The sequence below is a fragment of the Bacteroides sp. 4_1_36 genome (genome assembly GCF_003466325.1).
Lineage (GTDB): Bacteria > Bacteroidota > Bacteroidia > Bacteroidales > Bacteroidaceae > Bacteroides > Bacteroides uniformis.
Genome location: NZ_QSOX01000004.1, coordinates 87,429 through 99,842 on the forward strand (window position 1 = coordinate 87,429; position 12,414 = coordinate 99,842).

11 protein-coding genes are annotated in these 12,414 nt (G+C 49.0%); 9 read left to right on the plus strand and 2 right to left on the minus strand.

Annotated elements, in window-relative coordinates; translation table 11 throughout:
- Positions 1–30 precede the first annotated feature (30 nt).
- Positions 31–2,283 carry a family 20 glycosylhydrolase gene (locus tag DXD65_RS06005; protein ID WP_117887419.1) on the minus strand — a complete coding sequence of 751 codons (2,253 nt, stop codon included), beginning with the start codon at positions 2,281–2,283 and terminating at the stop codon, positions 31–33.
- A gap of 140 nt (positions 2,284–2,423) precedes the next feature.
- On the opposite strand from DXD65_RS06005, the gene DXD65_RS06010 reads away from it, so the two are divergent.
- From DXD65_RS06010 to DXD65_RS06050, 9 genes are all read left to right on the plus strand, one after another.
- A complete protein-coding gene (locus DXD65_RS06010; RefSeq protein WP_117887420.1) occupies positions 2,424–3,077 on the plus strand; it encodes a LysE family translocator in 654 nt (217 codons plus the stop codon).
- A 37-nt stretch (positions 3,078–3,114) separates the two neighbouring features.
- A complete protein-coding gene (locus DXD65_RS06015) occupies positions 3,115–3,660 on the plus strand; it encodes a DUF4924 family protein (protein ID WP_117887421.1) in 546 nt (181 codons plus the stop codon).
- Between the two features lie 60 nt (positions 3,661–3,720).
- On the plus strand, positions 3,721–4,575 hold the full coding sequence (rfbD, locus tag DXD65_RS06020; RefSeq protein ID WP_005826319.1) for a dTDP-4-dehydrorhamnose reductase: 855 nt from the start codon (positions 3,721–3,723) through the stop codon (positions 4,573–4,575).
- Between the two features lie 21 nt (positions 4,576–4,596).
- Positions 4,597–6,171, plus strand: coding sequence for a peptide chain release factor 3 (locus tag DXD65_RS06025; protein WP_005826320.1), 1,575 nt, complete (start codon positions 4,597–4,599; stop codon positions 6,169–6,171).
- A 221-nt stretch (positions 6,172–6,392) separates the two neighbouring features.
- The gene (locus DXD65_RS21470) at positions 6,393–6,527 is read left to right on the plus strand and encodes a hypothetical protein (RefSeq protein WP_005826323.1); all 135 of its coding nucleotides are present in this window, start codon (positions 6,393–6,395) and stop codon (positions 6,525–6,527) included.
- Between the two features lie 451 nt (positions 6,528–6,978).
- Positions 6,979–7,470: an HU family DNA-binding protein gene (locus tag DXD65_RS06035; RefSeq protein ID WP_117887422.1), complete on the plus strand. Its 492-nt coding sequence runs from the start codon at positions 6,979–6,981 to the stop codon at positions 7,468–7,470.
- Between the two features lie 192 nt (positions 7,471–7,662).
- Positions 7,663–7,920, plus strand: coding sequence for an OadG family protein (locus DXD65_RS06040; protein ID WP_005826326.1), 258 nt, complete (start codon positions 7,663–7,665; stop codon positions 7,918–7,920).
- A gap of 39 nt (positions 7,921–7,959) precedes the next feature.
- The gene (locus DXD65_RS06045) at positions 7,960–9,798 is read left to right on the plus strand and encodes a biotin/lipoyl-containing protein (RefSeq protein WP_005826327.1); all 1,839 of its coding nucleotides are present in this window, start codon (positions 7,960–7,962) and stop codon (positions 9,796–9,798) included.
- A complete protein-coding gene (locus DXD65_RS06050) occupies positions 9,798–11,033 on the plus strand; it encodes a sodium ion-translocating decarboxylase subunit beta (RefSeq protein WP_005826328.1) in 1,236 nt (411 codons plus the stop codon). The genes DXD65_RS06045 and DXD65_RS06050 overlap by 1 nt, the downstream gene beginning before the upstream one ends.
- Before the next feature lie 89 nt (positions 11,034–11,122).
- Here DXD65_RS06050 and DXD65_RS06055 read toward each other — a convergent pair whose 3' ends face one another.
- Positions 11,123–12,397, minus strand: coding sequence for a TolC family protein (locus DXD65_RS06055; protein WP_117887423.1), 1,275 nt, complete (start codon positions 12,395–12,397; stop codon positions 11,123–11,125).
- Between the last annotated feature and the right edge of the window lie 17 nt (positions 12,398–12,414).

Consider the following 12,414-nt stretch of genomic DNA (forward strand, 5'->3'; position numbering starts at 1 on the left):
TTGTTCTGTTTCATAAAAACCGGATGTGTGTTATTGTATGACGATTTCATCCGTAAATAAGAATTGCTTCTTCCCTTGTATGGCATGGAAGCGTACATATCGTGTCTCAGTGGGGGTGCCAATCCAGCCGAAATCACGGAATATCACGTCCTTTCCGGCCTCTTCCTCGCTGCAGATATCACTGCCCAGCAGGGTGAAGTTCTTGCCATCAACAGATGCCCATACTTCCACTTTGGCAGGGAGAAATACTTGTGGGGTACGGATTTGCATGAAGTTGGCCATGACCCGATGTATGGCGGTCACTTCGCCCAGGTCGATAATGGCATCCAAATCATTGGGGCAGAAGCCCTGCCATCGTCCGTCCATGTAGCTTTTGCCGCCGCGAAGTCCGTCGAGGAGACCGGCGTCACCGCCGCCTTTGTATACTTCTTTATGCTGATAGTATCTGCCGCCCGGTGCATAGGTTATCTTTTTGCCTATGCCCTTATGGTAGTCGGTGCGCAGGTGAAGGCTTTTTCCGATAGGCTTTTCTCCGTCGAAAAGGCGTGCGGTCAGCAATATGGAGTCTTTTACGGCAAACGGTTTCTTGTATAACTTGGAAGATACAGTCGGTTCGGAGCCGTCCGTTGTGTAGCGGATGTCAATCGGATGTTTTTCGGAGGTGAGGGACAGCATGATTTTTTTCTTGGCATAGTCAACGGTCTGGCTGGTCTGCACTTGTTCCGACAAGGTGAACGGGTTGTACCCTTTCGTCCGGATGTATCGTATTTCGTTGTTGATACGTCTCTTGAAACTTTCCGGATGCTTGTTCTTTACGGGAGTCCAGCCTACTTCTGCCAGAGCGATGATGCGTGGGTATATCATATATTCGGCATGTTCGTAAGTGGGCAGATATTCAGCCCATACATTGCCTTGCACGCCTAATATGTATTTGCAGATATCACTTCCCAATGAATCGGGAGCCGGGTCGTAGGAGTAGGTCTGTCCGATGGGGATGCAGGCGCCAAACGCCAGCGGCTGTGTCTCAGGGTCATCCTGGTAGTGGTCCAGATAGCAGTGGCTCTCCGGTGTCATGATGGCGTAATGCCCCATGCGGGCGGCGGCAATGCCACCCTCCGTACCTCGCCACGACATGACGGTTGCATTGGGGGCCAGGCCTCCATCCAGTATCTCGTCCCAGCCGATGATTTCACGCCCTTTGTCGTTGAGGTACTTCTCTATGCGGGCTATCATATAGCTTTGCAGCTCACTTTCATCTTTGAGCCCTTCTTCCTTCATGCGCTTCTGGCATTTGGGGCATGCCTTCCAGTGGCGTCTGCTGGCTTCATCACCTCCAATATGGATATACCGGGAAGGGAACAGCCGTATCACTTCATCCAGCACATCTTCGAAGAACTTGAAGGTCTCTTCGTTTCCGATACAGACTTCACCGGATGTATAAGGCTTGCCGGTACAGGACAGCTGTGGATAGGCTGCCAGTACTTCTCCCGAGTGTCCCGGCATTTCTATTTCGGGGATAACGGTGACATGCCTCAAGCGGGCATATTCCAGAACCTCACGTACATCCGCTTCCGTATAGTAGCCTCCATAGGCTCCTTCTTCATCCTTCTCGCAGAAGTGGTGGTCATATTTCCCCCAATCCTGCAGATTGGCGGCTTTTCTCCAGGCTGCGAATTCTGTCAGGCGGGGATAGCCCGGAATCTCCAGCCGCCATCCGGCACCGTCGGTCAGATGCCAATGCAGGCGGTTGATTTTGTAGGTGGCTACCAGGTCTATTTGTTTCTTGACATAGTCCGTGTTAAAGAAGTGTCTTGAAACATCCAGGTGCAGCCCACGATAGGGGAATCTGGGTTCGTCCTTGATGGTCGTGACTGGCAGTTTCTTCCCGTTACGGGCAAGTTGTGCCAGGGTTTGCAGTCCATAGAAGGCACCTGCAGCGGAGGAGGCCTGAATGTTTACACCTTGTTTGCTGACTGTCAGGTTGTAGCCTTCGGCAGCGATTGGATTATCCGTTGCGTCCGTTATTTCTATCGTTACAAAAGGGTTCTTGTCGACAAGCTTCATGGGGATGGCAAAGTCCGGCAGATAGGCCAGCAGGTCATTCATGTCGGATTTCGCCAGATTGGTCGAGAAGGTTACCGTAGATGGCAGTTCTACTGTTTTTGACGTTGTTTGGGCATACTGCGGATATGGAACCACACCGAGTTCCTTGGGGGCTTCGCATGCCGTCAGTAGTAAGACGGCCATGGAAACGAGTGTTAGAGTTTTTTTTATTCGTTTCATAAGGGGGTATTGTTAAGTTCGGAGGTAAATATACGGAATAATATGTAAAATGGATAATCTTTACTTCTTAAAATCCTTTTCCGTCGAAAAAACGTTAACACTATTCGTTCGTCTCATAAAAAAGTCCGATATTTGCAGCCATGATTCAGATAGAGACCATATTTGACATATTGTGGAAGGGGTTCATTATCGGCGTCATTGTGTCCGCGCCATTGGGTCCTGTAGGAGTATTGTGTATTCAGCGTACTTTGAATAAAGGACGGTGGTATGGTTTCGTAACGGGGATAGGAGCTTCGCTAAGCGATATTGCATATGCCTTGCTGACGGGCTACGGGATGAGTTTCGTTTTTGATTATGTCAACAAGAACATCTTTTACCTGCAGCTTTTCGGAAGCATTCTTCTGTTGGCATTTGGCATTTATACGTTCCGCAGCAATCCGGTACAGTCCATCCGGCCGGTATCCACCAATAAGGGTTCCTATTTCCATAACTTCATAACGGCATTTGCCGTCACACTTTCCAATCCTCTGATTATATTCCTTTTTGTAGGCCTTTTCGCCCGCTTCGCTTTTGTAAGTGAGGGAGTGCTGGTATTCGAGGCCGTTACCGGATACTTGGCCATCGCATTGGGCGCTTTGGCATGGTGGTTTGGCATTACCTTTTTTGTCAATAAAGTCCGTACACAATTCAACTTGCGTGGCATCTGGATGCTGAACCGTATTATCGGGAGCATTGTCATTGTGGTGTCTGTGGTGGGATTGGTGTTTACGCTGATGGGTGAATCGCTGTATTGAGTGGGAAGGTGAAAAATCATAATTCATACATTTTATCGTGAAGATTGCGCAACAACTGAAAGAAAAGAATATAGCCGAATACCTTATATATATGTGGCAGGTGGAGGATTTGCTCCGTGCCAACGGCTGTGACATAGACCGGATACGCCAGAACATCATTTTGCGCTATCCGGAGGAGGAACGGCCTGCGTTGGAAGAATGGTATGGAAATCTGGCAGATATGATGCGTGCGGAAGGCGTAACGGAAAAAGGACATCTGCAAATCAACCGGAATGTCATTCTGAACCTGACGGAGCTGCATGGCGAATTACTGGCTTCTACGAAATATCCGTTCTATAATGCGGCTTATTTCAAGGCACTGCCTTTTATCGTGGAGCTGCGCCAGAAGATCGGCCGGAAAGAGGAGCCTGAGGTAGACACTTGTTTCGAGGCGCTTTATGGAGTGCTGCTGTTGCGCTTGCAGAAGAAGGAAATCAGTCAGGGCACGGCAAAGGCTATGGAGGCCATCAGCGGTTTCGTCTCGTTGCTTGCCAACTATTATGACAAGGAGAAGCGGGGAGAATTGGAGTTGATGGATAATTGATAATTATGGAGGAAAATATTGTTCATCGTAACATTCTATATATAAGTGTAACTTTATTAAATGAATATTCTGATAACCGGTGCCAACGGTCAACTTGGCAATGAAATGCGAGTGTTGTCGAAAGAAAACGGACAACATGCTTATTTTTTCACTGACGTGCAGGAATTGGACATTTGCGACGAACAAGCTGTGCACGGGTTTGTGAAGGACAACCGGATAGATGTAATCGTGAATTGCGCCGCTTATACGGCTGTAGACAAGGCGGAAGACAATCAGGAGCTTTGCGACAAGCTGAACCATGTCGCTCCGGGCTATCTGGCTGCCGCTGCCGAAGCTTGCGGTGCTGCATTGATACAAGTGTCTACCGACTATGTTTTTGACGGAACCGGACACACCCCCTATACGGAAGAGGCGGCTACTTGTCCCAATTCAGTATATGGTTTTACCAAACTGGCGGGTGAGCAGGCGGTGATGAAGTATTGCAGCCGTGCCATGATCATCCGTACGGCGTGGCTCTATTCCATTTATGGAAATAATTTTGTGAAGACGATGCTCCGTTTGGGACGCGAGCGCGAGACGCTGGGAGTTGTATTCGACCAGATAGGTACGCCGACATACGCCAATGATTTGGCACGCGCCATCTTTGCGGCTATCAGCCAGGGAATCGTGCCCGGCATCTATCACTTCAGCAACGAGGGAGTCTGCTCGTGGTATGATTTTACGTTGGCTATCCATCGTCTGGCAGGTATCAAGAGCTGCAAGGTAAGTCCGCTGCATACGGACGAATTCCCTGCCAAGGCACCGCGTCCGCATTATTCTGTGTTGGACAAGACAAAGATAAAGAAGACATTCGGCATCGATATACCCCATTGGGAGGCGAGCCTTGCCGTCTGCATGAAGAATTTGGAAGAGTGATTATTACTGACTAATTGATATATGGCCAATAACAACGAAATAGAGAGACGGAGAACGTTTGCGATTATTGCGCATCCGGATGCCGGTAAGACATCATTGACCGAGAAGCTGTTGCTTTTTGGTGGACAAATCCAGGTGGCGGGTGCCGTAAAGAGCAATAAGATAAAGAAGACGGCAACGTCGGACTGGATGGATATTGAAAAACAGCGTGGTATTTCCGTTACCACTTCTGTAATGGAGTTCGACTACCATGACTACAAGGTCAACATCCTTGATACTCCGGGTCACCAGGACTTTGCTGAAGATACCTACCGCACGCTGACGGCTGTGGACAGTGTTATCATCGTGGTGGACGGTGCGAAAGGTGTGGAAACGCAGACACGCAAGCTGATGGAGGTCTGCCGTATGCGTAATACGCCGGTGATTATCTTCATCAACAAGATGGACCGTGAAGCCAAAGACCCGTTCGACCTGCTGGACGAGCTGGAGGAGGAACTGCACATCCACGTGCGTCCCTTGACGTGGCCTATCGAGAGCGGTGTCCGTTTCAAGGGTGTCTACAATATCTACGAGCATAACCTCAACCTCTACCAGCCCAGCAAGCAGGTAGTGACGGAGAAGGTGGAAGTGGACATCCATACCGAGGAGCTGGACAACCAGATTGGCGCCCAACTGGCCGACAAGCTGCGCGGAGAATTGGAACTGATAGACGGTGTTTACCCCGAATTCGATAAGGAGGAATACTTGAAAGGAGAGCTTGCTCCCGTATTCTTCGGTTCGGCACTGAATAATTTCGGTGTGCAGGAACTGTTGGATTGCTTTGTGGAGATTGCTCCCAGTCCCCGTCCCGTGAAGGCGGAAGAGCGTGAGGTGGAGCCGGAAGAGCCTAAATTTACCGGATTCATCTTTAAGATAACCGCCAATATCGACCCGAATCACCGTTCATGTATCGCTTTCTGCAAAATCTGCTCCGGGAAGTTTGTACGCAATGCCCCGTACTTGCATGTACGTCATGGCAAGACGATGCGTTTCTCGTCGCCTACGCAGTTCATGGCGCAGCGCAAGACAACTGTCGATGAGGCTTGGGCGGGAGATATTATCGGCCTGCCGGATAACGGTACGTTCAAGATTGGCGATACGCTGACCGAAGGCGAGGCGCTTCACTTCAAGGGACTTCCGAGTTTCTCTCCGGAGATGTTCAAGTACATTGAGAATGCCGACCCGATGAAGCAGAAACAGCTTGCCAAGGGTATCGACCAGTTGATGGACGAAGGTGTGGCGCAGTTGTTCGTCAACCAGTTCAACGGGCGTAAGATTATCGGTACGGTGGGGCAGTTGCAGTTCGAGGTCATCCAGTATCGTCTGGAGAACGAATACAGTGCGAAGTGCCGTTGGGAGCCGCTCAGTCTGTATAAGGCCTGCTGGATTGAGAGCGATGATGCGGCGGAGTTGGAAGCCTTCAAGAAGCGCAAATACCAGTACATGGCGAAAGACCGCGAGGGTAGGGATGTGTTCCTGGCCGACAGCGGATATGTGTTGCAGATGGCGCAGATGGACTTCAAGCATATCAAGTTCCACTTTACGAGTGAGTTCTAAGCTATATGATTTTTGCTGACTCACGGCTATAAATGATGCAAGTCGAAGAAAAAGAGGAGGTACAAAGTAATGAAAAACTTTGTACCTCTTTATTTATTGTGGGAAGAAAGTGTTACCTTTGTTTCTGCAACGATTAATATGCATTGATTATGAAAACTGTTGAAGTAAGCTCGTTCCTTACCGATTTTACACCTTACTTATTATAAACACAAAATTTCAAGATGAAACATACCTTCCTTTTTCTCCTGCTGATTCTCCTTCTGGGGCTGACAGCCTGCTCGAAACCTGCCGATAGAACTTTGGTGTATAGTGTGGTGAAAACCTATCAGGATTTGTATAATGCGGTAACAAAGTAAAATCAGCCAAACACGTAGAGAGGCACATTCTCTCTATGTGTTTATTCTTTCTTTTCACTGGCATAAACTCATAAATGATGTCATATTGCAAAGAATAACTTATAACAATTACCTTGTAGAGATAGGAAGATACAGGTGGCTTCATTATCAGGGGTTTGCGTGTGTCGCTTGTAGAGATTATCACCTTATTCCTCTTATTTAAGCTTTATTTCCCCCCTTCTTCTTGTAGAGATATGGTTTTTGTAATCCTTTGTTTTTGAGTGATTTGTGAAAATCGGTTGTAGATGCCATTTTCTTGTTTTCCCTTGTTTCCCACCCTAACTTTGCAACATCGAATTTGAGAAAAGCAGACGGCTGAATCGTTGAGGCCTCACGATGAAAACTTCTGCTTCTCGGGTGAGACAAGAGAAACAGAATATACCTATTATTAATCATTTAAAACATTACGATTATGGCATTTTTTAAAAGAGTTCAGAAAAAAGTAAACGATTTGTGGTATCCTCAATCAGTAACCTGGGGCAAGGCGGTTACTACCCGTGAAGTGGCAGATGAACTGTCTTTCATTTCTACCGTGACCCGTGGTGACACGTATGCGGTGATGGAGAACTTGGGACGTGTATTGAGCAATTTCATGGGGCAGGGACGTACTGTGAAGATAAATGGTGTAGGCACCTTCTACTATACTGCCACCTCTACCAAAAGAGGGGTGCCGACGGCTGCGGAGGTAAGCGCTTCGCTGATTAACGGAGTACGTGTCCGTTTTTTGCCCGAAGTGGAGCGTAATAGTGGCCGTCAGGTGATTACCCGCAGCATGGTGAATACGAAGATTGTTTGGGAAGAGTGGGGCAAGACTTCTACCTCCACCGGTACTACTCCCGGCGACAATACCGGTGGAACCCCCGGCGGCAACGACGGCGACCAGGGTGAGAATCCGTTGGGCTGATTCTCCTTCCTTGAAAGCAATTGATGACTGACACCGTTTTATGCTAAAAGTTTCCCGTACCACCTCATTGGTTGTGCGGGAAGCTTTACTTTTTAGCATCTTTTATCATTCTTCTCTGCCTTTCTTTAATGGATTATCGCTAATTTCGAGCGATTTTTCGTAAATTCGGCTGAATAACTAATAATTTATAATATGGAAAACTTGAATACAGCACTTCTGCTGATGGTGGTAGGTATGGCAACAGTCTTCGCTATCCTGCTGATTGTTATTAACTTAGGAAAAGCTCTTATTGCATTGGTGAATAAATATGCGCCCGAAGAGGTGACACCGGCTAAAGCTGCGGCAAATGGTCCCGCACCTGTCCCCGGTAATATTCTGGCAGCTATCAGTGCAGCCGTAACAGTAGTGACACAAGGTAAGGGTAAAGTTGCTAAGGTAGAAAAAATCTGAAATAATAATCTTATATAAAAACACACCGAATAATTTAGTATGAAAAAGGAAATTAAGTTCAGTTTGGTATTCAGGGACATGTGGCAGAGTGCCGGAAAATATGTACCCCGTGTTGACCAACTGGTGAAAGTAGCTCCCGCCATCATTGAGATGGGTTGTTTTGCGCGCGTGGAAACCAATGGCGGAGGTTTTGAACAAGTAAATCTGCTGTTTGGGGAGAATCCGAATAAAGCCGTGCGCGAGTGGACGAAGCCGTTCCATGAAGCCGGTATCCAGACTCACATGTTGGACCGTGCCCTGAATGGCCTCCGCATGAGTCCCGTGCCCGCCGATGTGCGCAAGCTGTTCTATAAGGTAAAGAAAGCGCAGGGTACGGACATCACGCGTACCTTCTGCGGTCTGAACGATACCCGCAATATCATCCCTTCTATTGGCTATGCACACGATGCCGGAATGATTTCCCAATGCTCGCTCTGCATCACCCATTCACCCATCCATACCGTAGAATACTACACGGAGATGGCACTGAAGCTTATCAAGGCAGGTGCCGACGAAATCTGCATCAAGGATATGGCAGGTATCGGACGTCCGGTTTCTTTGGGCAAGATTGTGGCCAATATCAAGGCGGCGCATCCCGATATTCCTATCCAGTATCATAGTCATGCGGGTCCCGGTTTCAATATGGCAAGTATTCTTGAAGTGTGCGAAGCGGGTTGCGACTATATCGACGTAGGCATGGAGCCGCTTTCCTGGGGTACGGGACATGCCGACTTGCTCAGTGTGCAGGCCATGCTGAAGGATGCAGGCTTCCAGGTGCCCGAAGTCAATATGGAGGCATATATGAAGGTACGCGCACTCATCCAGGAGTTTATGGACGACTTCCTTGGCTTGTACATCAGCCCGCGCAACCGCCTGATGAACTCCCTGCTGATTGGTCCCGGACTGCCGGGTGGCATGATGGGCAGTCTGATGGCAGACTTGGAATCCAATCTGGAGTCCATCAACAAATACAAGGCAAAACGCAACCTGCCCTTCATGAAGCAGGATGAACTGCTCATCAAGTTGTTCAACGAAGTGGCATATGTTTGGCCGCGCGTGGGTTATCCCCCGTTGGTGACTCCGTTCAGCCAGTACGTCAAGAACCTTTCCATGATGAACGTCATTGCTATGGAGAAAGGCAAGGAACGCTGGGGTATGATTGCCGATGACATTTGGGATATGCTGTTGGGCAAGGCAGGTAAGCTGCCGGGTCAGCTGGCTCCCGAAATCATAGAGAAGGCCGAACGCGAAGGACGCAAGTTCTTCACCGGCAATCCGCAGGACAACTATCCCGATGCTCTGGACAAGTACCGCAAGCTGATGAAGGAGAACAAGTGGGAACTGGGCGAGGACGACGAAGAGCTCTTCGAATACGCCATGCACCCGGCTCAATACGAGGCTTACAAGAGTGGTAAGGCCAAGCAGGACTTCCTGGAGGATGTGGAGAAACGCCGTGCCGAACGTGACAAGTCTCCGCTGGACGATGCCAAACCCAAGACGCTCACTGTGCAGGTGGACGGTCAGGCTTACCGCGTGACGGTGGCATACGGTGACATCGACCTGCCCGCTTCGGCCACCGAAAAGGTGACAGCTCCCCCCGTAGGCGAAGGTCAGGACGTTCCGGCTCCGCTCGAAGGCAAGTTCTTCTTGACAAAGAATGCGCAGGAAACCCCGTTGAAAGTGGGTGACAAGGTGAAGAGTGGCGACCTCCTCTGCTATATCGAAGCTATGAAGACATACAATGCCATCCGCGCAGACTTTGATGGAACGGTTGTTGCCATCTGTGTCAATCCGGGTGACTCTGTTTCTGAAGATGATGTATTAATGAAGATAGGATAATGGAAGATATATTTGCAAAACTCTATGATATGACGGCCTTCAGCAACATCATTGCTGATCCGTCGTTCCTCGTGATGTATGCCATCGCTTTCATCCTGCTTTATTTAGGTATCAAGAAACACTATGAACCATTGTTGTTGGTACCCATCGCTTTCGGTGTGCTCATTGCCAACTTTCCCGGCGGCGAGATGGGGGTGATTCAGGCAGATGAAAACGGAATGGTCATGGTAGGCGGGGTGATGAAGAATATTTGGGAGATGCCGTTGCACGAGATTGCGCACGACCTCGGACTGATGAACTTCATTTATTATATGCTGATTAAGACCGGCTTTCTGCCGCCTGTTATCTTTATGGGTGTGGGTGCGCTGACAGACTTCGGTCCGATGCTCCGTAACTTGCGTCTCTCCATATTCGGTGCGGCTGCGCAGTTAGGTATTTTCACCGTACTGCTTTGTGCTGTGATGATAGGGTTCACTCCGCAGGAAGCAGGTGCGTTGGGCATTATCGGTGGTGCCGATGGTCCTACGGCTATCTTTACTACCATCAAGCTGGCTCCCCATCTGTTGGGACCGATTGCCATTGCTGCTTATTCTTATATGGCGCTGGTACCGGTCATCATTCCGATGGTGGTGAAGCTGTTCTGTACCAAGAAGGAATTGATGATTAACATGAAGGAGCAGGAGAAGCTGTATCCTTCGAAAACCGAGATTAAGAATCTGCGTGTATTGAAGATTATCTTCCCGATTGCAGTGACTACGATTGTTGCTTTATTTGTGCCCACAGCAGTACCTTTGATTGGTATGTTGATGTTCGGTAACTTGATTAAGGAAATCGGTTCGGATACAAGCCGCTTGTTTGATGCTGCTGCTAATAGTATCATGAATGCAGCTACCATCTTCTTAGGATTGAGCGTTGGCGCCACGATGACCAGTGAGGCATTCCTGAATTGGACGACTATCGGTATTGTGATTGGTGGTTTCCTGGCATTTGCATTGTCCATTACGGGAGGTATTTTCTTTGTGAAGCTGTTCAACCTATTCAGCAAGAAGAAGATCAATCCGCTGATTGGTGCTACCGGCCTGAGTGCCGTACCCATGGCAAGCCGTGTCTGCAATGAAATAGCAACGAAGTATGACCCGAAAAACCATGTGCTGAATTACTGTATGTCCAGTAATATCTCCGGTGTAATCGGTTCGGCTGTTGCGGCGGGTGTGCTGATTTCATTCCTGGGATAAACGGTCAGTAGGAAAAATATAAAGAAACTCCGGTATGGCTTTGTAAAGCTATGCCGGAGTTTTTTGTATGTTTTTCTTTGAGGGGCATTTCATTCACTAACCACCTTCCAATATTCAGCCATCGCCATCTTCTCCGCCAGATACGCATCAATCAGGTTGGTGTGTGCCTGCGTCCACGAGAGTTGTGCGGACAACACATCTGCCATGCTGGCTTTTCCTTCATTATAAGAGAAGGTGACAAGGCCCAGATTCTCTTCGGCGAGTATCATATTCTCCCGGGCCGTCTTGACTTGCTGTTCAGTTTCCGTCAGTTTTGTGGTGGCTGCGGAGAGCTCTTCCAGAATATTGTCCGTTACATAGCTTTGTTGCAGCTTCTGTATGCCGATATAGGCTTTCTGTTGGCGGTTTGTCTTGAAGCGGGCTCCCCAACGGAAGATGGGGATGCTGACATTGACCCCTGCGACGGGAGTATGAGGTACATCCTGCCCCATATAGGCAATTCCCGTATCCCAACCGGTAGCGAGGAACATGCTGACTTGTGGGTTGTAGCGGCTGAGGGCGGCATGCCGTTGCGCTTCACTGCGGGCGATGTTCACGGAGGTACTGGCATATTCTGCCCGGCGGGGCAGCACATCATCCAGGCCCAAAGGGAGGATGGGAGCAGTCGGTATATCTATTTCGGCTATGCTGTCTATGGGAGCGTCCGGTTCCGAGCCCATAAGGATATTCAGTTTTTGCAGGGCAAGGGTATGGTTTTGGCGTGCCTTGATGTACTGCAATTCGGCCTCCTTACGCCGGGTGGAAATCATCAGCAAGTCTGTGCGGCTGATGGCACCGTCATCAAAGCGGTCTTGGATGATGTCGTACTGCTGTTGTACAATATCCTGAAAGGTAGCCGCGGCTTTCAGACCGGCACGGGCGGCAGAGGCATTCCAATAGACGGCGTCACTTTGATAGTGTATCTGGTCGAGGGTCAGCTCTGTGGTAAGTTGGTCCAGTGCCTCTTCGGCTTGCGCCACTTTCTTTTGGGCTATTAGGGAACCTCCGGTATAAAGCGGCTGCGTCAAGGTGGCAAGTGCCTGATAGGTATAAGGGTGGTAGTCTCCTTTCGGACTGTTCCATTGGTCCAGATGATTGAGATTGGCGGTACCCTCGGCAGTGATGTCAATCTGGGGCAGGAAACCGGTGGAGGCAATCTTGCGTGCCTCGGTACTGGCGAATGTTTTCAGATGCTGTTGTTTCAGAATCTGGCTGTATGCTTCTACCTTGTCGCGGTATTCTTCGCGGCTCAGATATGCTTGTTGTGCCCCGGCATTCAGTCCTGAGCACAGTAATGATAGAATAAGTATATTTGTTTTCATCATTCAATTGGTAAACTGTA

Bases quoted from the DNA above. Each gene is read 5' to 3' on its own strand.
- DXD65_RS06035 (WP_117887422.1), top strand. From the start codon at position 6,979: ATGGCATTTTTTAAAAGAGTTCAGAAAAAAGTAAACGATTTGTGGTAT.
- DXD65_RS21470 (WP_005826323.1), top strand. From the start codon at position 6,393: ATGAAACATACCTTCCTTTTTCTCCTGCTGATTCTCCTTCTGGGGCTG.
- DXD65_RS06055 (WP_117887423.1), bottom strand. From the start codon at position 12,397: ATGATGAAAACAAATATACTTATTCTATCATTACTGTGCTCAGGACTG.
- DXD65_RS06040 (WP_005826326.1), top strand. From the start codon at position 7,663: ATGGAAAACTTGAATACAGCACTTCTGCTGATGGTGGTAGGTATGGCA.
- DXD65_RS06010 (WP_117887420.1), top strand. From the start codon at position 2,424: ATGATTCAGATAGAGACCATATTTGACATATTGTGGAAGGGGTTCATT.
- DXD65_RS06025 (WP_005826320.1), top strand. From the start codon at position 4,597: ATGGCCAATAACAACGAAATAGAGAGACGGAGAACGTTTGCGATTATT.
- DXD65_RS06050 (WP_005826328.1), top strand. From the start codon at position 9,798: ATGGAAGATATATTTGCAAAACTCTATGATATGACGGCCTTCAGCAAC.
- rfbD (WP_005826319.1), top strand. From the start codon at position 3,721: ATGAATATTCTGATAACCGGTGCCAACGGTCAACTTGGCAATGAAATG.
- DXD65_RS06005 (WP_117887419.1), bottom strand. From the start codon at position 2,283: ATGAAACGAATAAAAAAAACTCTAACACTCGTTTCCATGGCCGTCTTA.
- DXD65_RS06045 (WP_005826327.1), top strand. From the start codon at position 7,960: ATGAAAAAGGAAATTAAGTTCAGTTTGGTATTCAGGGACATGTGGCAG.